Annotated in this window: 25 protein-coding genes and 1 tRNA gene; 8 read left to right on the forward strand and 18 right to left on the reverse strand. The window is 37.8% G+C overall.

All coding sequences use genetic code 11. The annotated features are described in order from the left end of the window. Positions 1-38 precede the first annotated feature (38 nt). Genes dapC through purT form a run of 3 tightly spaced genes read right to left on the reverse strand, consistent with a single transcriptional unit; the run spans position 39 to position 5,142 of the window. Positions 39-1,208 (reverse strand): succinyldiaminopimelate transaminase, encoded by a 1,170-nt coding sequence (gene dapC / locus MKL32_RS13260; RefSeq protein WP_004962620.1) that lies wholly within the window; start codon positions 1,206-1,208, stop codon positions 39-41. A 25-nt stretch (positions 1,209-1,233) separates the two neighbouring features. Continuing rightward, complete coding sequence (glnD, locus tag MKL32_RS13265; protein ID WP_125272542.1) at positions 1,234-3,900, reverse strand: [protein-PII] uridylyltransferase; 2,667 nt, start codon at positions 3,898-3,900, stop codon at positions 1,234-1,236. Positions 3,901-3,924: 24 nt separating this feature from the next. Continuing rightward, positions 3,925-5,142, reverse strand: coding sequence for a formate-dependent phosphoribosylglycinamide formyltransferase (gene purT, locus MKL32_RS13270; protein WP_171265950.1), 1,218 nt, complete (start codon positions 5,140-5,142; stop codon positions 3,925-3,927). Positions 5,143-5,410: 268 nt separating this feature from the next. Here purT and MKL32_RS13275 point away from each other — a divergent pair, with 268 nt between their 5' ends. Further along, complete coding sequence (locus MKL32_RS13275) at positions 5,411-5,872, forward strand: hypothetical protein (protein ID WP_004911833.1); 462 nt, start codon at positions 5,411-5,413, stop codon at positions 5,870-5,872. Between the two features lie 143 nt (positions 5,873-6,015). On the opposite strand, the gene MKL32_RS13280 is transcribed toward MKL32_RS13275, so the two are convergent. Then, positions 6,016-6,720, reverse strand: a complete 705-nt coding sequence (locus tag MKL32_RS13280; protein ID WP_005402441.1) for a Crp/Fnr family transcriptional regulator — start codon at positions 6,718-6,720, stop codon at positions 6,016-6,018. 106 nt (positions 6,721-6,826) lie between these two features. Between MKL32_RS13280 and MKL32_RS13285 the strand changes: the two genes are divergently transcribed. Together MKL32_RS13285 and MKL32_RS13290 are read left to right on the forward strand one after the other, a co-directional pair. Next, positions 6,827-7,360 carry an Mpo1 family 2-hydroxy fatty acid dioxygenase gene (locus tag MKL32_RS13285; protein ID WP_005402442.1) on the forward strand — a complete coding sequence of 178 codons (534 nt, stop codon included), beginning with the start codon at positions 6,827-6,829 and terminating at the stop codon, positions 7,358-7,360. 128 nt (positions 7,361-7,488) lie between these two features. After that, complete coding sequence (locus MKL32_RS13290; protein ID WP_125272543.1) at positions 7,489-8,061, forward strand: hypothetical protein; 573 nt, start codon at positions 7,489-7,491, stop codon at positions 8,059-8,061. Positions 8,062-8,148: 87 nt separating this feature from the next. Here MKL32_RS13290 and ychF read toward each other — a convergent pair whose 3' ends face one another. The 7 genes from ychF to MKL32_RS13325 all read right to left on the reverse strand — a co-directional run bounded on the left by ychF (position 8,149) and on the right by MKL32_RS13325 (position 15,780). After that, on the reverse strand, positions 8,149-9,240 hold the full coding sequence (gene ychF, locus MKL32_RS13295) for a redox-regulated ATPase YchF (RefSeq protein WP_004911821.1): 1,092 nt from the start codon (positions 9,238-9,240) through the stop codon (positions 8,149-8,151). Between the two features lie 99 nt (positions 9,241-9,339). Continuing rightward, on the reverse strand, positions 9,340-9,999 hold the full coding sequence (locus MKL32_RS13300) for a methionine ABC transporter permease (protein ID WP_087540784.1): 660 nt from the start codon (positions 9,997-9,999) through the stop codon (positions 9,340-9,342). After that, positions 9,980-11,050 carry a methionine ABC transporter ATP-binding protein gene (locus tag MKL32_RS13305; RefSeq protein ID WP_270900645.1) on the reverse strand — a complete coding sequence of 357 codons (1,071 nt, stop codon included), beginning with the start codon at positions 11,048-11,050 and terminating at the stop codon, positions 9,980-9,982. The genes MKL32_RS13300 and MKL32_RS13305 overlap by 20 nt, the downstream gene beginning before the upstream one ends. 11 nt (positions 11,051-11,061) lie before the next feature. After that, entirely contained in the window at positions 11,062-11,892 is an 831-nt protein-coding gene (locus MKL32_RS13310; protein WP_270900646.1) for a MetQ/NlpA family ABC transporter substrate-binding protein, read from the reverse strand. Between the two features lie 27 nt (positions 11,893-11,919). Further along, the gene (locus tag MKL32_RS13315) at positions 11,920-13,332 is read right to left on the reverse strand and encodes an LLM class flavin-dependent oxidoreductase (protein WP_270900647.1); all 1,413 of its coding nucleotides are present in this window, start codon (positions 13,330-13,332) and stop codon (positions 11,920-11,922) included. Then, positions 13,332-14,555: an SfnB family sulfur acquisition oxidoreductase gene (locus MKL32_RS13320; protein WP_042892106.1), complete on the reverse strand. Its 1,224-nt coding sequence runs from the start codon at positions 14,553-14,555 to the stop codon at positions 13,332-13,334. The genes MKL32_RS13315 and MKL32_RS13320 overlap by 1 nt, the downstream gene beginning before the upstream one ends. Before the next feature lie 13 nt (positions 14,556-14,568). Beyond that, positions 14,569-15,780 carry an SfnB family sulfur acquisition oxidoreductase gene (locus MKL32_RS13325; RefSeq protein ID WP_270900648.1) on the reverse strand — a complete coding sequence of 404 codons (1,212 nt, stop codon included), beginning with the start codon at positions 15,778-15,780 and terminating at the stop codon, positions 14,569-14,571. A gap of 357 nt (positions 15,781-16,137) precedes the next feature. On the opposite strand from MKL32_RS13325, the gene MKL32_RS13330 reads away from it, so the two are divergent. Both MKL32_RS13330 and MKL32_RS13335 read left to right on the forward strand, forming a co-directional pair. After that, a complete protein-coding gene (locus tag MKL32_RS13330) occupies positions 16,138-16,908 on the forward strand; it encodes a glutathione S-transferase family protein (RefSeq protein ID WP_126132347.1) in 771 nt (256 codons plus the stop codon). Between the two features lie 456 nt (positions 16,909-17,364). After that, the gene (locus tag MKL32_RS13335; protein WP_004911804.1) at positions 17,365-17,835 is read left to right on the forward strand and encodes an Lrp/AsnC family transcriptional regulator; all 471 of its coding nucleotides are present in this window, start codon (positions 17,365-17,367) and stop codon (positions 17,833-17,835) included. Positions 17,836-17,878: 43 nt separating this feature from the next. Here the strand turns inward: MKL32_RS13335 and MKL32_RS13340 are convergent, their stop codons facing one another. Both MKL32_RS13340 and MKL32_RS13345 read right to left on the reverse strand, forming a co-directional pair. Further along, positions 17,879-18,628, reverse strand: coding sequence for a YebC/PmpR family DNA-binding transcriptional regulator (locus MKL32_RS13340; RefSeq protein ID WP_004954784.1), 750 nt, complete (start codon positions 18,626-18,628; stop codon positions 17,879-17,881). Between the two features lie 142 nt (positions 18,629-18,770). Continuing rightward, on the reverse strand, positions 18,771-19,325 hold the full coding sequence (locus MKL32_RS13345; protein ID WP_125272549.1) for a 1-acyl-sn-glycerol-3-phosphate acyltransferase: 555 nt from the start codon (positions 19,323-19,325) through the stop codon (positions 18,771-18,773). Positions 19,326-19,549: 224 nt separating this feature from the next. Here MKL32_RS13345 and MKL32_RS13350 point away from each other — a divergent pair, with 224 nt between their 5' ends. After that, a complete protein-coding gene (locus tag MKL32_RS13350; protein WP_125272550.1) occupies positions 19,550-20,116 on the forward strand; it encodes a lysozyme in 567 nt (188 codons plus the stop codon). Between the two features lie 57 nt (positions 20,117-20,173). Here MKL32_RS13350 and MKL32_RS13355 read toward each other — a convergent pair whose 3' ends face one another. The 5 genes from MKL32_RS13355 to MKL32_RS13375 form a co-directional block, all read right to left on the reverse strand. Beyond that, positions 20,174-20,407: a hypothetical protein gene (locus MKL32_RS13355; RefSeq protein WP_099948791.1), complete on the reverse strand. Its 234-nt coding sequence runs from the start codon at positions 20,405-20,407 to the stop codon at positions 20,174-20,176. 271 nt (positions 20,408-20,678) lie between these two features. After that, the gene (locus MKL32_RS13360) at positions 20,679-20,900 is read right to left on the reverse strand and encodes a cold-shock protein (protein ID WP_125272551.1); all 222 of its coding nucleotides are present in this window, start codon (positions 20,898-20,900) and stop codon (positions 20,679-20,681) included. Between the two features lie 271 nt (positions 20,901-21,171). Further along, positions 21,172-21,248 (reverse strand) — tRNA-Met (locus tag MKL32_RS13365). Between the two features lie 117 nt (positions 21,249-21,365). Further along, positions 21,366-22,295, reverse strand: a complete 930-nt coding sequence (locus tag MKL32_RS13370) for an LpxL/LpxP family acyltransferase (protein ID WP_125272552.1) — start codon at positions 22,293-22,295, stop codon at positions 21,366-21,368. Positions 22,296-22,445: 150 nt separating this feature from the next. After that, positions 22,446-23,609, reverse strand: a complete 1,164-nt coding sequence (locus MKL32_RS13375; protein WP_126132660.1) for a catalase family protein — start codon at positions 23,607-23,609, stop codon at positions 22,446-22,448. A 251-nt stretch (positions 23,610-23,860) separates the two neighbouring features. Between MKL32_RS13375 and MKL32_RS13380 the strand changes: the two genes are divergently transcribed. Together MKL32_RS13380 and MKL32_RS16245 are read left to right on the forward strand one after the other, a co-directional pair. Beyond that, positions 23,861-24,268 (forward strand): IS5/IS1182 family transposase, encoded by a 408-nt coding sequence (locus tag MKL32_RS13380; protein ID WP_019509710.1) that lies wholly within the window; start codon positions 23,861-23,863, stop codon positions 24,266-24,268. Then, the coding region (locus tag MKL32_RS16245) for a transposase (RefSeq protein ID WP_442866712.1) at positions 24,228-24,375 on the forward strand (148 nt) is incomplete at its 3' end. The genes MKL32_RS13380 and MKL32_RS16245, both read left to right, overlap by 41 nt.

Here is a 24,375-nt window from a genome sequence, read left to right on the forward strand (position 1 = left end):
GTAATAAAAATCACTTACAGATTCCGAACTCATTGTATTTAAAGAATTGCTTTTAAGCGTTTAACCACTTCTTCACATTGAGCGAGATCAGCAACTAAAGCCATGCGTACGTGACCTTCGCCTGGATTGCCTTGTTCAGTATCACGAGATAAATAGCGACCTGGAAGAACTTTGATATGTGCTTTTTCCATAAGCATTTGAGCAAAAGTTTCATCATTGTCAACTTTTAACCAATAGTAGAATCCAGCATCTGGCTTTTGTAGTGGTAATAAATGACCAAATTCGCTTTGGAATAATTCAAATTTCGCACGATATTGTTGGCGGTTTTCTTCCACATGTGCTTCATCATTCCATGCTGAAATTGATGCAAGCTGATGTTGAACAGGCATTGCTGCGCCATGATAGGTACGATACTGTAAATAAGGTTTTAATAATGCTGCGTCGCCTGCAACGAAACCAGAACGCATACCTGGAAGGTTTGAACGTTTTGAAAGTGAATGAAATACGATGCAATTCTTATAGTCATCACGTCCAATTTCAGCGCAGACTTCTAAAAGGCCAATTGGTGCTTGGTCAAACCAAAGTTCTGAATAACATTCATCAGAAGCAATAACAAAACCATATTGATCAGACAGTGCGATTAGCTTCTTAAATTGTTCTTTTGAGAGTACGGTTCCAGTTGGATTTCCTGGTGTACATACAAACAATAAAGCTGTTTTTTCCCAAACTTCTGCAGGTACAGCATCAAAATCGCCTAAATAACCATTTTCTTCTGTACAGTTGATGAAATATGGTTTTGCACCAGCAAGTAACGCAGCACCCTCATAAATCTGATAAAAAGGGTTTGGCATCACAATATAAGGTGCATCTTCTCTTTTAATTAAAGCTTGTACAAAAGAAAAGATTCCTTCACGTGTGCCAGAAACAGGCAAAATATGTTCTTCTGCACTGATTTGATTCAGTGAAAAGCGATTTGTAAGCCATTGTGCAATACTTTGGCGCAGCTCAGGTAAGCCCTTACTGTTTGGGTAGGTTGATAAATGTGCAAAGTTTTCAATAATTGCTTGTTTAACGAACTCAGGTGCAGGATGTTTCGGTTCACCAATAGACAATGGAATCAAAGGTAAATTGGCTGGTTGCACATTTTTAAAAAGTTGATTTAACTTTTCAAAAGGATACGGATGCAATAAAGACAAGCTAGAGTTCATTTAAACAGTTACCGAACAATAAAAATTAAGAGGGTGGATTACAAATTTGGTTTGATGCTTCATCAAGAGCCGCTTTCAGTGTCTCAGCAAAGAGTTTGACCTCTTCATCAGTTAACAACACACCATTTTTTTTGGTCACAAAGAAAATATCTTCAGCACGTTCACCTAGGGTAGCAATCCTCGCTGAGTGGATATCTAAACCTTGTAGCATGAAGAGAGCGCCAATACGTGCAAGTAAACCGGGTTGGTCAAGTGTCGATATTTCAACCATATGCTGTTGTAAAGCAGGGTTTAGTGCGATATCGACAGTGTTCTGAACATCGAAATGGCGCAAATGTCTTGGTATACGACGTTGCATGATACCAGGGTATTGGTCAGGATGGCTGAGCGCTTCAACCAATGCCAATTTCACTTTTCGTTCCCGTTCTGGGTCAGTCAGTAAGGTACCAAAACGATCTAAGACTAAATATGTGTCTAAACTAAACGCAGTACTTGCCGTAATAATTCGGGCGTCTTGAACATCAAGGTTCATACGATCTAGTACGGCTACTGTTGTGGCAAATAAGTTTGGCTGATCACGGGTATAAATAAAAATTTGTACTGCATCTTGCGCAGCATTGCGGTGAGCACGTAACAATACCAACGGAGCAGGGTTATCGCCGTGTTGTAATATGGCTTGAGTATGCCAAGCGATTTCATTTGCAGATTCTTTTACAAAGTATTCATCACCAAGTTCTTGCCAAACCTTTTCTACTTCAGCGAGTGAAAAATCATTCACTAACAATTCACTTGCAGCGAACTTGGTATCTTCAATCAGCATTTGATAATCAACTGGTCGACCTAGACCTGAACGAATCACATCACGTGCATAGGTATACAACTGGCGCATTAATGAAGCGCGCCATGTATTCCACAGTTTTGGATTTGTCGCATTGATATCTGCAACCGTAAGGGTGTATAGATAATCAAGATGCTCCATATCACCAACTTTTTCAGCGAATTCCTTCACTTCATCAGGGTCAGAAATATCTTTTTTCTGAGCAGTGAGTGACATCAGTAAGTGATTGTTGATTAACCATGCAACGAGTTTACATTCACGTTCAGTAAATCCGTGTGTGCGACAGAATTCAATGGCATCCAAAGCACCGAGTTCACTGTGATCACCGCCACGACCCTTGGCAATATCATGGAAGATTGCAGCAAGATAAACGATGTCATGACGTGAAATACGTTGGAACACTGAACTTACGACAGGAAACTCTTTCGCAAATTCAGGCTCTTTAAAACGACTTAGGTTACGCAGCAGTAATAAAGTGTGAGCATCGACTGTATAAATATGGAAAAGATCATATTGCATCAGCCCAGTAATTTGACCGAAAGCTGGGATGTAATTACCTAATACGCCATAACGTTTCATCGCGACCATAGTGTCATATAAATCGGGTGAACGAATAATCGACATAAAGAGTGCTTGATGATCAGGATTATCGCGGAAGCGTTGATCGATTCGTTTAGCTGCGAGCACAAGTAGTCGTAATGTACGTGCACGAATCCCTTTTATTTCAGGACGATTGGCGAGTAAATAGAATAACTCTAATATTGCACTTGGCTCTTCAGAGAAAACTTTGTGGTGCTGCACTGCAAGTTTGCCATCTACGATTTTGAAACGTTCATTGATGTCTTCGATTTGACGTTCATAGTCTGGTAGGCGAGGGGTAATCACTGACTCGTTAAAATATGCTAAAAGCATTTCGTTCAGTGTTGAAACTTGCTGTGCTGTTCGATAGTAACGTTTCATGAATTGTTCAACGCCATAGTTGGCAGGTTGACCTTCTTCACGAATATAGCCAAATTTAGCAGCTATTTCTCTTTGATGATCGAATAAAAGTCTATTTTCATCACGTTTTGCCAAACGATGTAAATGGCTACGAATTTCCCATATGAAGCTTTCTGCTTCTTCTAAAACTGCAAGTTCAAATTCTGTAATAAAGCCTAAATGCACTAGATCATAGATACGATTTACACGAAAATGGCGTTTAGCAATCCAACCTATTTGATTGATGTCACGGATACCGCCAGGCGCATTTTTAATATCTGGTTCGAGATTGCTTTCAGTATTATTGTGTTGAGCATAACGCTTAGCTTGCTCTTCCATTTTCGCATCATAGAAGGTTTTATCCGTCCATGTCTGTGCAACAATTCGACGTGGCCATTTTGCTAAATTTTCATTGCCTGTGATCAAGCGTGCTTCAATCAAGGTAGTAGCGACTGTTAAATCATTTGATGCTTGATCAACACAGTTTTGAATCGTGCGTACACTGGTACCTGGTTTAAAATTACCAACATCCCACAAAGAGGAAATGAAAGAAGAAATCAGCTTTTCATGTTCTTCACTGATCTCATCTTCAGACAAGATCATAATATCTGTATCTGAATATGGCAGCATTTCACGGCGACCATATCCACCTACAGCGAACAACCCTAAATTCGTTTGATCTAAACCTGCATGATTCCATAAAAAAATCAATGCTTCATCAATAGAGTTTGATCGAGCTTTAATAACTTCACGAATAGATTGCCCATTTTCATAACTCTCTTGTAATTGCTTTTCTACATCGGTTCGCCATTGGTTAATAGCTTTAATATCATGATGACTGGTGACATAGTTCAGCAATGGAGATGTATTGATCATGAAAATGGGTCTACTCAATTTAGGTTAAACGTTGGTTTGAACATTCACTTGATCTGCGGCTTGTTTTGCCAGTTCACGAGCCAAGTCTGTATTTTCAGCACGTGCCGTAGCAACACCCATACGGCGGCGTTTGAAACCTTCAGGCTTACCAAACAAACGCAAGTCAGTGTTCGGGTTAGCTAAAGCAAAATTCAAGCCAGTAAAACTAAGATTTTTTGCATCAACACCCGCATAAATCACTGCACTAGCAGCAACACTATGGCGTTCAGTATTGACTGGTAATCCTAGAATCGCACGTGCATGAAGTTCAAATTCACTTTGGAACTGAGAAGCGAGGGTAACTAATCCAGTATCATGAGGACGAGGTGATACCTCACTGAACCAAACTTTATCGCCTTTAATAAATAACTCTACACCGAAAATACCACAACCACCCAAAGCAGTCGTAACTTTATTAGCAATTCGTTTTGCTTCTTGTAAAGCTGCAGCAGTCATTGCTTGAGGTTGCCAGCTTTCTACGTAATCACCAGCATCTTGGCGATGCCCAATTGGATCACAGTAATGTGTTTCAATCTCACCAGTTTGAGGGTTTTTCGCACGAACTGTAAGTAGGGTAATTTCGAAATCAAAATCAATTTGTGACTCAATGATCACCGTGCCTTGATTAACTCGACCACCTTGCATTGCATAATCCCAAGCTGCATCAACTTCATCAAAGTTTTTTACTCGAGATTGACCTTTGCCAGAAGATGACATTACAGGTTTTACAAAGTTTGGATAACCAATATCATCGCATGCAGCACGGAAGCTTTCCAAAGTACTCGCGAAACGATATGCAGAAGTTGGTAAACCAAGTTCTTCAGCAGCTAAACGGCGAATACCTTCACGATTCATCGTAAGGTTTACAGCTTTTGCTGATGGGATCACCGTTGCCGTTTGAGACTGTTCGATTTCGACGAGAACTTCAGTCGCAATTGCTTCAATTTCTGGGACGATTAGGTTAGGTTTGATTGTTTCAATCAGTTGTTTTAATTCGGTAGGATCAGCCATATTCAAAGTATATGAATAATGAGCAACTTGCATAGCAGGTGCATCGTCGTAACGATCAGCAGCATGAACTTCGACACCTAAACGTTGTAAAGATATAACAACTTCTTTACCTAGCTCTCCAGAACCTAACAGTAAAACCTTAAATGCAGAAGATTGAAGTGGAGTTCCAAGAGTGACGCTCATGCGCATAATCCTATCCTGAGTAATTTGTGTTTAAGCATAGCAGAACTTTTTGTTGAATTAAGCTCGCTAGGAACAAAAATAATAGGTTTTTGTTAGACAAATAATGGCTTTAAGTTTCTTTATCCAAGATGGAAAGACAACTATTTATATAAATTAAATGATTTTATTGAGTCTAAAACGATTAATGTCATAGCTGCATGATAATGTGTCAACAGCCGTTGAGAATTATGACTAAATTGACTAGCATAAAGACCAAATTTTTCATCGGCGAATTGATATGTTAAATGCAAGAGTTCATCTTTTAGCAGCACTGATGATTTGTCCTTTTTTAGCTGCATGTGGTAACTCAAACAGTGAAAGCGAGAAAAAGGTTGAAATCAAACCAGCTCCAAAATTAACGAATGACGCTACAACATATGCAAATGCTGCTTGGAAGTTAATTAATGAGATAGATGTACTTGTATATAACAAGCAAGTTACTGATATCGAAGAGAAGGTGAGAAAGCCTATCCGTCAGTTGAGTACAGATTGGCGTATTAATGTCAAAATGACTGATTCTGTGACGGAAGGGAAATATGCTTTATGTCGTAAAGCGCTCACAAGCCTAGATAGTTGGGCTAGAGATGTTAAAGACAATGCAAATAACTCAGGTCAGAAGCAATCAGATTATGAGCGCGATAAAGCCCAGTGTAAGGATGCAATTGACAATCCAGCATTAGGTAATACTTCACCGAAGTAAATTTAAATTCGCGCCTAAAGCGAGAATACGATTTTCGCTTTAGGTTTTATGTAGCTTCTATTTTTCAAATTTTTTATTTTCAGGTTTTTAGATTGCTCATTATTAGAAAAATAAATCCCAGATATCAAACAAACATTTTACTTTTATTGATTCAGATTATTCACCGCAGCTAAATGTCTCAACCCATCTAAATTTATAACGATGATTTTTTTAAATCCTAATTGAATGATTCCTTGTTTTTCGAAAGCATTCAATTCTTGATTTACAGTCTGCCTAGAGACTGTCAGCATATTGGCAAGTTGATCTTGTGAGATTTGAATATTTAAATCTTGAATGGATGAGCGGTTACCGTAACCTTCTAATATAAATAACAAGCGTTGAGCAAGACGCTGACTGATCGTTTGAGTTTGAATTGCAATTTGCTCTAAAAAGACATAGCGAAGTTTTTGACTGGTCAGTAGGGCAAAGAAATACCAATAATAGGGATTTTTAGATAAAAACTCGTTCAGAGGTTGAGCTGGGATTTGAAGCACAACACTTTTTTTCAACGCAATAGCATCATGAGAGCGTGGTTGTTTGTCTATGAGAGAAATCTCGCCAAACCACATGATCGGTTCAGCGATAGCAGCAATTGCTTCATTACCGTTAACGTCTATGTAACCCAAACTAATTGAGCCATCGAGAACACCATACACACCATCAAATTGATCTTGAGCATTAAACACAGCGGCATTTTTTTCAATTATAAGTTTCTTACCATGATTCAAAATGAACTGCTTGAAAGGCTCTGCAAGATGACTAAACCACGAATTTTGCTGTAAATGGTGAATATGAATGGGATCTAACACTCTATTTCCTTTTAAAAATATAAATCCATTTGTCAGCTACATGACATTTTTATTTGCTGATTTGTAATAGATTAATAACATACACAAATAATATGGTGAATTAAAAATGACAAATTTGGAGCGTCTACTCAGTCAGTATGCTGCATATCATTTGGATCAGAAAAATATTGTGACCCATTTTGTGGGTATTCCACTGATTGTTTTTTCAATTTTATGCTTAACTGCGCGTGTGGGAGTAGAAATATCAGGAGTTTCAGTGACTTTGGCATCGATACTGATTGTATTGAGTGCGATTTACTATATATCACTGGATAAGTTATTTGGCATTCTAATGTTGATTATATTCATCGCAGCATATCCACTTGCAGTAAAAATAGCCGTATTACCGATGTGGAGCTGGTTAGGAGCGAGTATCGGTATTTTTGTAGTAGGTTGGGTATTTCAATTTGTAGGACATTATTTCGAGAAGAAAAAACCTGCATTTGTTGATGATTTGATTGGTTTAGCAATAGGACCTCTATTTGTATTAGCAGAGTTCGTTTTTCTACTTGGATTCCGTAAGCAATTACATCAACGTATTTTAAAAGAAGCACAAATGAAACGTGCAGAAATGGATATGAAACCGCAAACAGCGTCTTAATTGATCTATTACAAGTTAAAAAGCCAAGCTCATAACGACTTGGTTTTTTCATTTACTGATTCTAAAAGCTTGATCTAATTGCTAAGCTTATTTTCGGTTTAGGTTGATGATTTATTATTAAAGAGCAAATGACAGGAATTTATGAATATTGGTCCTTACCTGAAAAATTAGAAATTAAATGTCCATGTTGTTGTGTCGGTAAAGCTAATTTCGAATTTGCCAGAATAGCCAAGATAACACTCAAGAAAGATGTCGAGTATTTCCAACAACATGCTGATTTTGAATATGAGCGCTTTCAGGATAGTTGCGGAGCTTATTGGCATGCTGCATTTTATTATCCAAATTTATCAATTCCGATTGAACAAATTCAAGACTTACCTAAAGGCTATGATGCAACAGTTTGGCATGCACGTTATTCCAGACTAAGTCATGGAGGAGTCGTTTGCGAATCATGTAATTGTCAACAAAAGCATCATTTAAACTGGCCGAATGATGCTTATTACACTGTGATGTATAAACAGCAAGTTTTATGGGCGTTTCATCGTGAGGCTGCTTTGGATCTGTATCATTATCTAAATGAAAACCTAAGAGACCACAAAAATTTTCGACATTCTTTCTTTTTATTACATATCCCAACTATCTTTAAGCAGAAAAAAGCGAGATTGCATGTCACGCAACAATTGAAAAAGTTATTGTTATAAGTTGTTTTTTAAATTTAAGTGGTAATTAAAAAATAAAAAAAACCGCCAATCAGGTCAAATTGGCGGTTTGGAAATCAAAACTTTGATTTATACGTTGAAACGGAAGTGAAGGACATCACCGTCTTGAACGACATAAGTTTTACCTTCTAGACGCCATTTTCCTGCTTCTTTCGCGCCGTTTTCACCGTTGTATTGAATAAAGTCATCGTAAGAAATACATTCTGCACGAATAAAACCTTTTTCAAAATCAGTGTGAATCACACCAGCCGCTTGTGGCGCAGTCGCACCCACTTTAACTGTCCAAGCACGGACTTCTTGTACGCCTGCAGTAAAGTATGTTTGTAAACCAAGTAAGCTATAGCCTGCACGAATAACTACGTTTAGACCTGGCTCTTCCATACCCATTGCTTCTAAGAATTCAGCACGGTCTTCATCTTCAAGTAATGAAATTTCAGCTTCGATTTGGTTACAAAGTGGTACAACAATCGCATTTTCTTCAGCAGCAAGTTTTTTTACTGCGTCAAGATGTGGATTATTTTCAAAACCATCTTCTGCAACGTTAGCGATATACATAGTTGGTTTAAGTGTCATTAAACCAAAACCACGAACAGCTTTACGCTCATCATCTGATAGGTCAGCGGCACGAGCTGGTTTGCCTTCATCTAATAATGGTTGAATTTTTTCTAAAGCTGCTTTAGTGGCAATCGCATCTTTGTCACCACCTTTCGCCGCTTTAGTTAAGCGTAGTAATGCTTTTGCAACAGTATCAAGGTCAGCAAGAGCAAGTTCAGTGTTAATAGTTGCGATGTCATCTAATGGGTCAATTTTACCATTTACATGAATCACGTTTTCATCTTCAAAACAACGAACCACGTGTGCAATTGCATCTGTTTCACGGATATTGGCAAGGAATTGGTTACCCAAACCTTCACCTTTTGAAGCACCAGCAACCAAACCTGCGATATCAACGAATTCCATCGTAGTTGGAATAACACGTTGTGGTTTAACAATTGCTGTAAGTTTGTCTAAACGTGGATCTGGAACAGGAACAATGCCTGTGTTTGGTTCAATGGTACAGAACGGAAAGTTTTCAGCTGCAATCGCTGCCTTTGTTAATGCATTGAACAATGTAGATTTACCTACGTTTGGCAGACCAACAATACCGCAATTAAAACCCATGAAACCACTCACAAATGTGTTATTTAAAAATTGCTGATGATTTTACATGAAAGCCATGACAAAGTCAGGTCATGGCGAGTGTGGATTTTTATTTCAAGCTTAAACTTTTCGTTTATCGAGTTGTTTGGCAATATTATCACCTGTCGTTTGTACCAACATGACCAAAACAATCAGGACTAAAATCACCGCCAGCATGACTTGCATATCAAAACGCTGATAGCCATAACGATAGGCAATATCACCGAGCCCACCTGCACCAATCGCACCTGCAATGGCAGAAGAGCTGATCATGGTGACAATAGTCACGGTAAAACCTGCAATAATTCCGGGTAATGCTTCCGGAAGCAGCACGTGCCAAAGAATCTGCTTACGGTTACAGCCCATTGCTTGTGCTGCTTCAATCAACCCTTGATCGACTTCACGTAGACTGACCTCCGCAATACGGGCGAAGAACGGAATCGCAGCAATGGTTAAGGGCACAATTGCAGCCAAGACGCCGTAACTGGTGCCGACGATCCAACGGGTAAATGGAATCAAAGCCACCATCAAAATCAGGAAGGGGACTGATCGAGTGATGTTAATGATCCAGCCTAAGGATTGATTGATTTTCTTGGAAGGATAAATGCCAAAATCAGCAGTACTCACCAAAATTAAGGCAATGGGCAGACCAATCAAAAAGGCGAGAATTGCAGAAACACCGACCATGATTAAAGTATCGGTGGTTCCTGTGAGTAATAGATCAATGAGTTGATTGTACATAACCGATCACCTCAAGTTGTGTTATTGCTGGATGTTTTTCAGATTGTGGGGGGGGTAGATCAAAGTCGAGATTGCGAATCCCGATGATCAATGAGCCGATGGTACGTTGCTCAATGCTATCAATTTGACTGTAATACACCTGAACGGGGCTATTAAAGCCATCCAATAGTTCATATAAATCGGGCACCGATTTCGATTCATTGACATATTTCAATTTTAAAATCTGATGCGTACTCTGAGGCAGAATGTTTTGACTCAGTTCAAACGGTAAATTCACCTGTTTAAAGTTGAGTAACTCCTGCGTGATCTGTTGTTGTGGACTGGAAAATACCGACCAGACTTGTCCAGATTCAACGATTTCACCTTGATCAATCACGATCACTTGATCGCAAATTTCTTGGATGACCTGCATTTCATGGGTGATCAAGACGATGGTTAAACCGAGGTCTCGGCTGATCTGTTTTAATAAGGACAGAATATTAGCGGTACTTTCAGGGTCCAGTGCTGAGGTGGCTTCATCACAAAGGAGAATTTCAGGCTGAGAAACCAAAGCACGTGCGATACCAACACGTTGTTTCTGCCCACCAGAAAGTTGAGCTGTGTAATCATTTCGCTTTGCTTCTAATCCCACCAGCGTCAGTACCTCGCTGACCCGTTGTTCAATCTCAGCCTTGTCATAACCTGCAATACGCAGCGGTAAGGCTACGTTTTCCCACACCGTTTTGGCAGACATTAAATTAAAATGCTGAAAAATCATGCCAATTTTCTGCCGAGTTTTGATCAACTCGGCATGGCTCAATTCTGCGATATTTTGTTGATGAAACAAAATACTGCCTGTATCAATCGACTCTAAGCCGTTTAAGGTACGGAGTAGGGAGGATTTACCCGCACCGCTTTTTCCAATAATCCCAACAATCTGTCCTTTGGGAATATCGAGATGAATGTCTTTTAAGGCATGTAAGCGTTGGCCCTGTACATTATAAAACTTATTTAAACCACGTATTTTCAGATGCGGGACTGAAAAATCGACCTGTGAACCAAAACTCACCATGATTGTTCTCCTTATTTCCAACCTGGGAACCACAACGTTGGACCGAAATCGCTATCCAAGGCTGCTTTAACTTTTGCTGAGTTTTGATAAATCTCGACAAATTTCTGTAGTTTGTTGTCTTTGTCCTGATAATCATCACGCACCACAAATAAAATCGCATAACGTTTATTGGTATTGTCATCAAACAACAAGGCAATTTCAGGATCAGCCGTTTTGGCTAAACGTAAATAATGTGGATAGCCAAAAACGAGATCAACATCATCAATGGCACGTGCAGTTTGAGGGCCTTCAACTTCGGTAAATTTCAGGTTCTTCGGATTCGCTGTAATGTCCTTCAGTGCAGAAAGGTGATTATTGCTGTCTTTCAGCTCAATCAACTTGGCTTGTTGCAATAGCAATAAAGCACGCCCTTGATTGACAGGATCATTCGGAATCGCAACAGTTGCACCATTCGGAAGTTCATCAAAACTTTTATATTTTTTTGAATACAGTCCAACATGTGAAGCCGCACCAGCAGCAAATGACTTTAATTTAAAGCCAGTTTCTTTATTGGCATTATCCAAAAAAGGTTGATGCTGGAAAAAGTTCGCATCAATATCGCCATGATTCAAAGTGATGTTTGGGGTATTCCAGTCGGAAAACTCGACCAATTTGACATTCAAACCTTGCTGTTTGGCTTCATCCGCTGCAACTTGCAATGGATGGGCAAAAGAGGGACTAATCCCAATCACCAGTTCAGTGCTATGGTGCTGTCTTTGTTTATTCCAAATCAATAAGGCAATAATTGCGACAACAACGACAAGGCCAATACCCAACCATTTTTTAGAGGCTGTTTGAGCCATATATTTCTCCAATTCTTTTCTTAAATGTTAAGCGCTAATTTCTTCAATTATTTTTAGTTCATCTGCGTTGTTATGTGTTCTACATCGGAACTGATCAGCAGGATGGCTTGTAGCTAAATGATCGCCTTGGGCAAATAGCTTATTGCGTAATGAGCCTGTAGCATATTCAGTTTTATAGCGTCCACGTTGCTGTAACTCAGGAATTACCAGTCGAATGAAATCATGGTGTGATTCAGGTGCAACTGTACGGGTCAGGTTAAAACCATCAATGCCAGTTTGATCGAGTAGTTCAATCAGGTATTCAGCAACTTCAGCGCCACTCCCTACAATCAGGGGATAACGTCCACCCAAAACATGTTGGGCTTTTAAGTCATTTTTGCTGATGCGCTGTTCTTTAAACTTCTCATTGACGGAAGCAATGCTATTGCTCTTTTGATATGGAATCGCTTCATCATCTGCAAACTTGGCAAGATCAATCCCGACTGAACTGGCATAATGCGCTAAACCCGCTTCAGGGCTGGCATATTGACGATATTCAGCCAGTTTTTGCTGGGCGAGTTCATGTGTTTCCGCGACGACAACGGTCATACCGACAAAGACTTTAATCGCATTTTCATCACGACCTTGTTGCTTGGCTTGCAGTCGTATTTTATTAACTTGCTGACGAATCTTTTCAGGTTGATCACCACCAATAAAAATACATTCCGCATGACGTGTAGCAAACTGTAGTCCTTTCGGTGAAGCACCTGTTTGGAAGAGTGTTGGCGTACGTTGAACCGAAGGCGTAACCTGAAACACACCTTGGCTTTGGTAATATTGCCCTTGATGATTGATCGAGTGGACCTTATTCGGATCAGTAAAAACGCGTTGTTGCTTATCTTTCTTTAAGGCATCATTTTCCCAAGAGCCTTCCCAATATTGATAGCAAATCTGTAAAAATTCCTCGGCTTGATCGTAGCGTGCATCATGATCCTTTAAGCCTTTTTGCCCAATTAGGCGTTCGGCACTATCTAGATAGCCTGTGACAATATTCCAGCCCAAACGCCCTTGGGTTAAATGATCAAGACTGGCAAATCGACGTGCAAATTGGTAGGGCTGTTCATAGCTCAAATTAACGGTCACACCAAAGCTCAAATTCTGCGTGACCAAAGCCATCGCCGAAATTAGGGTAGAAGGATCATGACTTGGTAACTGAATCGATTCTTTCAGGGTGAGATCGATGCCATTCTGATAGACATCATAAACACCTGTAATATCAGCAAGGAATAAACCATCAAACAAACCTTGTTCTAAAGTTTGTGCCAATTCAGTCCAATAACTCAGTTCATTAAAGCGATGTGATTGATCACGCGGATGCGTCCATAAGCCATGATTGATATGACCGACACAGTTCATATCAAAGGCATTTAACAAGATTTTTTTAGCAGTCGTTTGGCTCATTACAAAGTCCCCCGACGTGGAGGCAGAATGCCATTCAACACATAATTACCGATGAAGTAATATTTCCAGCGTGCAGCATCATGCAAGGTGTGTACACGTGCATTACGCCAATGACGATCAAGACCATCAGCACGTTGACTGCCGCGACTACCTGCTAATTCAATCAGTTTCGATGATGCCTTTAATGCAGTTTCAGTACTATGCGCACGTACTTTTGCCACATCAATTGAGGCTTTGGCTAAGGTCTCCGCATTCAAATCTTGTTTGGCAATATCTACAGAGCGAGCTGCTTGTTTTAGTAAAAGTTCGCTGGCTTTGACATCGGTTGCCACACGACCCAGCTCAAATAGGGTTAGGGGGTCTTGAGTGGCGGAATCAATATTGGCATCAATCCAAGGGCGGGCAACACGTACACGTTCTAGGGTTTCTTCAAAAGCAGCACAAGCAATCCCGACTTCAATCGCTGCATGCATGATTTGAGCAAATGGTCCTACCAAAGATAGCTGCTTAAAGGCGGTATCAAAAGGAATCACATCCTCTTTGGCAACAAAGACCTGATGAAATTTGACTGTACCGCTGCCGGTAGTCCGTTGCCCAAAGCCAGACCAGTCATCAATCAGTTCTAATCCTTGACTGTCTCTTTGTACAAAAGCCAAAAATTCGCGTCCAGATTCATTCACCACTAAGGTCGGAATACGATGTGCAAACAGGCTACCTGTGCAATAAAACTTTTCTCCTTGAATCAGATAACCGTTTTCGCTTGGAATCAATGTGGTTTGCTTATGTGCAGAGGTACGTGTTTTAAATTCAGCCAGTGCATTACCAAAACGCGCACCTTGTAACACTTCTTGATAGAGGCGTTTTTTTTGCGCTTCCGTACCAGTATTGCGCAATACTTCCAATGCATAAAAATGGTTTTGTGGAATCTGACCGATTGAACCATCCGCACCGCTAAACAGGGCAATCACTTTAGCTACGGTTAAGCTGGAAACTTCTGCACCGCCATACTGTTTAGGTACGGTAATCGCCCATAAACCTGACTGGCTATAGGCTTCAATTTCTCTAAATGGCAAGTTTCGATTGGTATCACGTTCAACTGCCGTTTGTTTAAACATTTGACTGAGTTGAGTCGCAATTTCTAGGGCTTCTGCATCGTTTTGAATAATACGCGCTGCTTTAATATGGGTTTTGGCAAAACCTTCTAATTCTTGATATGAGGTCATGATGATTTACTCCTTAAATCCAAGCATGGCGGGCAGGGTGAGTACCATTCAGGTAATAGTCACCAATCGCATGGAATTTCCAACGCACAGGATCATGTAATGTATGCACACGGGCATTACGCCAATGCTGATCAAGATTGTGTTGGCTCAGGCTGGCACGACTGCCACCAAGTTCGAGTAATTTTTTTGAGATATGCAGGGCAGCATCATTGGCATATATCTTTGCTTCTGCCACTAAAATAGAGGCGCGCGCGGCTTGCTCGCTAGAAATCTGAGTGAGTTGATCCAGTTCATCTAGATATTCTGCTGCCTCATCTAGTAATAAAATAGCTGCATCGAGAAGGATATTGAGCTTACCAACTTCTTGTAAGGTGTAATGTTCTTCACTGGCTTTTTCTACACCAGCATCAATAATGGGACGTGCTTTACGAATGCTGGATAAAGTGTCATCAAAAGCTGCTTCGGCGATGCCAACATCAATGGCAACTTGTAGAAGCTGAGAATACGCACCGCGAACATTTGGAGTATCAGAAATAATGCGTTCATCAAAGAATAATGCGGGATCAGCGATGACGTTGTGGAGTTTTACTGTTCCGCTGGCTGTGGTGCGTTGACCAAAGCCATTCCAGTCATTAATGACCTCAACGCCTGCGGCATGTCGATCAACGATCGCAAATACGGTATAACCATCTGGGTGTAAGGCACGAATCGCTATCCAGTCTGCAAAGCTGGTTCCAGTCGAGTAAAACTTTTCTCCATTTAAAAAGTATTGCCCATTTTCCAACGTTAACGTGGTTTGAATGGATTTGGTATCTTTGGAATTTTTTTCAGGTCCACCATTTGCAATGCGTTTACCTGCAAGAATTTCAGTGTAGATAAACTGTTTTTGCGCATCTGAACCCGTGATATTAATAAAATTTAAAAGACCGAATTGGTTTTGTGGAATTTGCCCAACATTGGCATCGGCTTTACTCAAAATACGAAACACATGGGCCAAAGTTTTATTGAAGACAAAAGCACCACCATATTGTTTTGGGATACGGATACCGCCTAAACCCTTTTGACTAAACTGATTGATTTGTTCCGTTGGCAAAATACGATTTTGGTCTCGTCTATTTCGTTCTTCTAATGCAAAGTCAGAAACTTGATAGGCAGCATTAATGGCCTGCTGATCATTTAAAATCAGTTGTACTGGAGCTTGGATCACTGATTGATTACTGGACATGTAAACACCTCTAATAGATAAGAGGAACTTTACAAAAGTTTTACTTTTCCACTAAACCATCAGTTTTGGCTTGTATATCACAATAATTGTTAAGCATTTTTTATGAGAAAAATGAAATAAAAAGTGATATTTAAATTTTAGTGAAAACAATTGTTTATCACTTTTGATGTAAACCTAAAGCTACAAAAACAGTTTTTTTATGACTAAATAGAATAACTTCATCTAAAAAATGTATAGCAAGCTTTAGCCAAAATTAAAAAAGATAGAGCAAAAACGACATTGTAATCATTCACTTTTACTTCTAAAGTAGGGAAAACTTTATGTTTGATCGAATAGAAAAATAAATTTGGAGTGTCTATGCGGGTTTTATACCAATTTCCTTTATCTCACTATTGTGAAAAAGCTCGCTGGTTGTTAGATCATAAGGAATTGGACTATGTTGCACATAATTTAATTCCTGGTTTTCACCGAGCGTTTACCTATCTCAAATCAGGGCAATATTTTTTGCCAATGTTGAAAGATGACAAACGCTGGGTTGCAGATTCAACCAAGATCGCCCTCTATCTTGATGCGACTTATCCCGAACATGCATTATTGAGACGTGATGAACAGTTACGTGAGCAAGCTTTAGAAATTGATAAATTATCGGGTGAGCTGGGTGTGCATGTCCGACGTTGGTCATTGGCGCAAGCGTTATCTGTTGGCGATCATCCACTCGAAATTATGATGGGTGAGCAAGGCTATTTACGCCAGTTTGAAAAAATTTCTAAACCAATTTTAAAGAGTTTAGTTTCTTCAAACTATAAGTTAAATCCTCAGAAAGTCGCAAAATCTAAAGTGAGAATGACTGAGCTGATTACCGACCTCAATCAACGCTTGATTGATAATCAAGGGCGTTATTTGGTTGGCGATCGTCTAGGTTTAGCAGATATAGCAGTTTGTTCAATTCTTGCGCCTTTACTCGTGATTAAAGGTACGCCGTGGGAATTGGAAAATGATGATATTGAACAATTCACGGGTGAATTGAAGGAATATCATGACTATTTATTAGATTTACCGCTTGGACAATATGCACAGCGTATTTATACGACTGAACGTAATGCACGGGTTGATTGGCGGGGTTTATAAGATTTGTTGGTGAATAAAGCCCTGATTGAAAATAATCGGGGCTTTTTTATGAGAAAGAAAAGAGCAAAATAGTCAATAAAGTAAAAAATTATCGGTGAATAAAATTAATTATTAAAAGAAAATTCGTTTTAAATAGAAAATATTAGAAATTATTGCCAAATTTACTTTAAAAAAACTGAAAAGAGGGAAATAATTATAAAAAGTCTTTGCTATCTTATGTTTCAGGGTGTGATGGGGATCGAAACGAGTTGTTCACTATGGGGAGATGAGTTGAACAGTTGCTCAAAAGGTCTTGTTTCGGCTTTGAGACAAAGATAAACCAAAAGTTTATCGGAATCATGTTTGCGTTATCCATGCAGCATCGTCAAAAGTTAAACGAATGTTTTCCCTTGACCCTTAAAAATTACTGAGTGAGCAGTTCCGATAGAAGCATAAATTCAGAGTGAGAACTGTAGAATGGAATTGGATCGTTTTGATAAACAAATTCTTGAAATTTTGACCCATGAAGATGTCAATCTAAATGAGCTTTCAGAGCGTATTAATCTATCTGTAAGTTCAGTGCATCGCCGTATTAAAAATTTAATTGAATCCCAAGTAATGGGGCAACTTAAACGAGAAATTAACTTTAATAAGCTTGGTTTTAGTCTGCACATTCTTTTGCAAGTGTCGCTTAGTAAGCATGACAGCGAAACTTTTGATAAGTTTTTAGAAGAAATTGAAGATATTCCAGAAGTGACCAATGCATTTCTAGTAACAGGGCAGAGTGCAGATTTTATTTTAGAACTGGTAGCGAGAAATATGGATGACTACAGTGAAATTTTATTACGCCGTATTGGTAAGATCGACAGTGTAGTCGCACTTCATTCGAGTTTTGTGATCAAAGAATATAATGTTTTCAACTGTTATAAGCTTTTAAATAAGCTATAAAAAATGCATCTAAAAAGATGCATTTTTTACTCACTTGAATCAGTTAAGCATCGAGTTGAGCTAAAACTTCTTCTGTAAATTCCACGTTTGTATAAACGTTTTGAACATCATCAAGATCTTCAAGCATATCAATCATTTTCATGATCTGTTTAGCTTGATCGATATCGTTGATTTCAGCTTTAGTCGATGGGCTCATGACTACTTCGGCATTGTCAGATTTTAATCCTGCTGCTGTAAGCGCATCTTGAACATCACCAAAACTTTCTGGACTAGTGATAACTAAGATACTATCTTCATCGATCTCGATGTCATCAGCACCAGCTTCTAAGGCAACTTCCATCACTTTGTCTTCTAATGAAACATCATCAAAAGAAATTTCGCCGCGCTTAGTGAATAGGTACGCTACTGAACCGTTGGTACCCAAGTTGCCATTGGTTTTACTAAAGCAATGACGAACATCTGGAACAGTACGGTTTAAGTTATCAGTCATGGTTTCAACGATAACTGCAACACCACCAACACCATAACCTTCATAGGTTACTTCTTTTAAATCATCATTATCTTCGCCACCAGCACCACGTTGGATCGCACGGTTGATGGTGTCACGTGTCATATTCACAGAAAGTGCTTTTTCAACAACGGCACGTAAACGAGGGTTACTCGCTGCATCTGGCCCGCCTAAACGTGAAGCTGTTACGATTTCACGGATGTATTTAGTAAAAACTTTACCGCGACTTGCATCTTGTTTAGCTTTACGATGCTTAATATTGGCCCATTTAGAATGACCCGCCATGGAAGTAACTCCAAAAAATTAAAACTCAAAAAAGTGCGTGAATATTAGCATAGCGATAGTTTTGTTGAAAACCACCGCATTAAGCATTCAAAATTTAAATTCCTGATCATGTATTAAAGATTGATCAGAAAGAATGCAAAAATTAGTTAATCTTTACGTCAATATCGTATTCAGCATAAAGAGCTTTGATTTGTTCCAAATCTTTTTGTAAATCTGTAGGGTAAATTTTTCCTAAAATACCACCTTGTTTTGTACGTGCATTGGCATACATCAAAATAATAGGTACGTTGGCTGCTTTAGCAATATGCCAAAATCCTGAACGAATTGGTTTGCGATCTTCACCATTTTTTGCGCGTGTTGCCTCTGGAGCTATGACTAAGTTAAAGCGCTCATTACGCTTAAATAAGTCGACCATTTGCGTCACTATGTCTTTATTTGCTTTACGATCAACAGGAATACCACCAAGTTTTTCTAAAATAGGCTTGAGAGGGCCTTTGAATAGTTCTTTTTTTATCAGTGTATGTATTTTTAATTCTAAAATTTCAAATAAAGCCAGAGAAAGGATGGTATCTAGGTTTGATGTATGCTCGAATCCAATAATTACTTGTTTCTGTTCCAAAATTGCGGGATCAACTTGATATGTCCAGCCTGCTGCCTTAAAGATTGATTTTCCAATAATTTTTTTCATAGCAGTCATTCATCGTTCAAAAGAATCACAGCAGTTTAATATGACTTATTGTGAAAATATATATATCCTTAACAACCACAACTTCATGATTTCGGCAAATTGAATATTTTTCAAGGAATAGCAAATAATTCTGATCTGTTGATTCAGTGATATGTAAGCTTGTTACCATAACAAACTCGTAATCACAGCATGAATATGCTGAACTCACTTAATTTAGATTCGAGAAAAACTTGGTGAAAAGCTTTAAGAAGTGGCTAAAACAAATGATCAATCAATACCAAGTGAGTTCTAGATCAGAGACATTGAACTCTAATATAGCAACCGCATATGATGAAAATGAAGTTGAAGCCATAGTGCCCATGCAAATAAGCCATGCTGGAATGCGCTTCATCATGGATTTTGAGGATATGAGATTAAAATCTTATGATGATGGAGCAGGCACTTGGACTATTGGATATGGAACAACGATTTATCCAAATGGAGTGAGAGTTAAAAGAGGTGAGACCTGCACTGAAAGTGAAGCAAAAGCTTATTTTCAACATGATTTATTAAGGTTTCAGCGTACAGTAAATCACCTTGTTAATGTTTCATTAAAGCAAAATCAGTTCGATGCCCTTGTATCATTGACTTATAACATTGGTGAAAATGCATTTAGAACATCAACATTATTAAAGTATCTAAATATGGGGAAATATTCAGCAGCAGCCGAACAATTTGAGGTTTGGAATAAGGCTGGAGGGAATGTGATGCGTGGATTGGTGAGACGTCGACATGCTGAAAAAGAACTATTTCTAAAATAATTAATGAAGATAGAAACAGTAAATACGTTAAGGGAGATTCTGTAATAATGAATAGATCTATCGTAACTCTAACTGATGATCATCTTGAGTTAGCTTAATTTTAATTTTTCTGTACTTACGCTTATTGGGTTCTATAGCAGAATTTTTTAATTCGTCTGAAAATTTCTTTTGATGCATAAGTTCAGTATAGGTTTTATAACCTAAAATAATTCGACTTGGATATTGCCCATTTCTATTTAAATAGTACTCAATAGATTGGTTTAATTCTTCTAATATACTAATATTGCACATATTTATAAGATAATCTTAGATTCGATCTTATCCTAACATAAAAAATAAGCTTTGTAATGTAAATGCAATATTTAAATTCTATGAAAATTTTATTCGAGAGATTTTAATTTTATTTAATGATTTATCTAATAAGAAATAAGCCCACTTCTATAAGTAGGCTTATTGAGCAAATTTAGTAATATTTAAAGACTTTATGATCAGAAGTTTATGTTATTTGTAACTATAATCTTTTGATATTTTTGACTGGAATTAACTAAATTAGCAAAGGGAGTTAAGAGTTCAATGCAAGAACAGAAATATTACTTGCTTGTAAACCTTTTTTACCTTGCATTATGTCAAGTTTAACGCGTTGACCTTCAAAAAGTGTTTTAAATCCGTTGTTTGCAATTTCGCTGTAGTGAGCGAAAACATCTTGACCATTATCTGACTGAATAAAACCAAAACCTTTAGTTTCGTTAAACCATTTAACTGTACCATTCATACCATTTGACATAATAATATCCTTTCTCTTGATGAGAATAAATTTATAAAAGACTGATTTTAAAATAATAAACTTGAAACTAAAATATCAAATAAGCGGGAAGTATTCATGAAAAATGAGAATTTTAATGAGACAAAAATATATTTTCTTATCGTGTATATTCACTATACGCTTTATATGTGAATTAGCAATCTTTATTTTTAGATTAAAAAATGAACCAATATTAATGTTATGAATTACATAAGATTAATACAGAATATTTTTCTAAAAAAACTTAAATAATTGGATGCGGGGGTTGGATTTGAACCAACGACCTTCGGGTTATGAGCCCGACGAGCTACCAGACTGCTCCACCCCGCACCAGTGAGTTGACGTTATACGCGGTATAATTGATAAGGTCAAATAAATCTTCAATAAATAATGCTATCTGAAGTATTTTTAACCTTTATTGAGGTTTTAACATGATTTTATCTATAATTAATAGATCTTATCTTGACCTACTAATCGTGTTTTAAAGCGGCGATGGAACCACATATATTGTGTTGGTTGAGTACGAATTTGATTTTCTAATATTAAATTTACACGAGTCGCATCATTAATTTCATCATTTGTAGGAAAATTCTCAAGCTGCTTCTCTAATAAAATATGATACTGAGGATTTTTAATATCTCCAGTTCGATAGAAAAATAAAGAAATCGCTACAGCATTTGCAATTTTAATTAGACGTCTATGTGTGGTTAATGTTGCTGCCTGTACACCGAAAAATGGGGCCATCACACCTTGTTTGAGTCCAAAATCTTGATCGGGACTATACCAGATAGCTCGTCCAGCTTTTAGACTGCTAATTAACCCTTTCATATCATCTTTTGAGATCTGATGTTTATAGCTAGAAGCTCTACATCTTGTAATCATCATATCAAGTAGAGGATTGTTCTGAGGGCGATAAACTACATCTAGATCAAAGAAGCGACTACTGATAAATCCTCCAGCATCCAGTAGCGTGGTATGACTTCCTAATAGTAATATTCCATGTCCTTTTGCTGAGTTAATGTGTTCGATACCATGGATATGAATTCTATTTTCATACCATTTAGGGCAATACCATGCATTTAATGCTTCAAATACTCCAAGCATGGTATTGAAAAAGACCTCTTGACCATCTCTATATAATGATTCAGCATCTTTTTCGGGAAAACATATCATTAAGTTTTTAAGTGTAGTTTTTCTTCTTGAATGAAGATATTTCCATGCTAATTTTGCTAAACAATTTGCAACTCTGTGCTGAATAAACCAAGGTAAAATTGCACCAATCATAAGTAGGGATATTGCAATCCAAATACCCCAGTATTTGGGCAGTAAAAAAGCCCACTGAAACTTTCCTGCCTCATAATGTTTGTTGGTTTTCATAGCAGTCTGTTTCGTTTAAAAAACTCACCAGCCTAGCATATTTTAGATTTATTTGTTTTAGAGAAATCTTTACTTCTAGAAAAGCATATTCACTATATTCTTAAGTTATTATTTTACATTAGATTAATGTATCTAGAATTGAGATGTTATTCACGGCTCAATTCTTTGGGTAACGTTCATCTGATGGCGAACAGTACTTATATTTTCGTAAATGATTTTACGCATACGATTGATAGCGCCTAAAGGTTTGTGTTCAGGCAAGGAATGCCAAGGTGTAAATGAAAGATTCTCACAGAACTGATTTTGTTCTGGGGTGTCAAACTCTTGTTTAGGAATGTTTATGATTGCAACAGTATAAAATGGGGCGATTGACTCTTTCCACTCGGTCATTGAATCTTCGACAGACATGTTAGATGAAGTTCTTGGTTGAACCATAAATTCCATACAAACATTTTTTTCCTGTAAGGTGCTTCTAAGCGCTGTTCTTAAATAATCAGGGTTTGTTTGTTTAGTTATAAACTCGGAAGTCTGTGTGCATGGTTTAACCGAGTATTTTACTGCTTTTCTATCAGCTCCTGATCCAAGTTGATAGGGAACCATCGACCAATAACGACTATTTATTGGATTAGTTATTTTTGAGTTCGCGGCACTAAAAGCATTTTTTGTACCTTTAAAACCAAGTGTAAAAGGGAGTTTTAGTTTTTTTAAGATACTATCACTGCTGGTTGCATCCACAAATTTAAGATATCGACTTGCATTATCTGCAAAGAAAACAGGATGATTAATCATAATAAAATCTTGAGTCGTGGCATTTTTTTCATTTTCTAGAATTTTATTGCCTGTAACGCCTAAAATTTTAATCGCCATGCCACGAGCATCTTTTTCATAGTCTGCTTTTGAAGCATCGCTAGATGCATTTGAAAAACGGATCCAAGCATCATAATTTTTATTGGGTATGAAAATGCCATGTGCAAATTTTTCGGCTAAATTTGGTAAAACTTTGAATTCTGCTTTCACACAACCATGGGCTTTAGGATGAGCGTCTCGTAGTGCTAATTTTGTCGCGTATTGTTTGCGAATAGTTTCTTCAATATGTTGAGAAATTTCATAGGCGAGTTTCTCTTCGTTGTCTTGAAGCTTCTCACCTAAAAAATGATCGGGTGTTGGGTATGAGAAATTTGTTTTTTTTGGGGAGTTGGACGTATCTACATCATTTAATTTGATAGGAGCTGAGCTACAACCTATGCTAAAAAGTGTTGAAGAAGTAACTAAAATGAATAAAGCATTTCGAGAAGTATTTTTGATTATTTTCATAGTTTTAACTCATTTAGCATTATCAAATTCTAGTGCTTATTCTAAATAAAGTATATTTAAACACGAGTGTTTTTATTATTCATATACAATTGCTTGTACAAATGCCATCGTAAAAGTCTAGGAAATTTCCTACTCTTAAATAGATTATTGTAGATTTTATAGAATAGACTTCTTGCAAAAATCAAAAAACGATCAACGTTTTGTTTGTTTTTTATCCAGATTAAAAAGTCATGTTCTACTATCATCAGTACATGAAATATGAAAAAGTAAAGATGCTATCAAATAGTCAGTTTAAACGACTGATTGGAATACAACCCTCAACCTTTTTAGAAATGCTTGAAGTATTAGAGTCAAGCCAAGTCAATACTCAACGAGGTAGACCTTCGAGTCTTTCACTTGAAGACCAACTGTTAATGACGCTAAGTTATTGGCGTGAATATCGCACGCTCTTTCATGTTGCTATGAGTTATGGAATCCACGAATCAACTGCGTCCAGAATTATTCATAAAATAGAAAATATTTTAATAAAATCTGATAAATTTCATTTACCTAAGAAACTACCGCATGGTGCAGGGATAGATTGGAATGTTGTTATTGTCGATGCAACTGAAATGACAATTGAGCGTCCCAAAAAAACAGAAAAGATTCTACAGCGGTAAGAAAAAACGACATACGATCAAAGCTCAACTCATCATTCATTATGAAACGATGCAGATTATTTCATTAGGTCTTACACATGGGAGTACACATGATTTCCAGTTGTTTA

It is taken from the genome of Acinetobacter sp. AOR34_HL, assembly GCF_027854795.1.
GTDB classification, from domain to species: domain Bacteria; phylum Pseudomonadota; class Gammaproteobacteria; order Pseudomonadales; family Moraxellaceae; genus Acinetobacter; species Acinetobacter junii.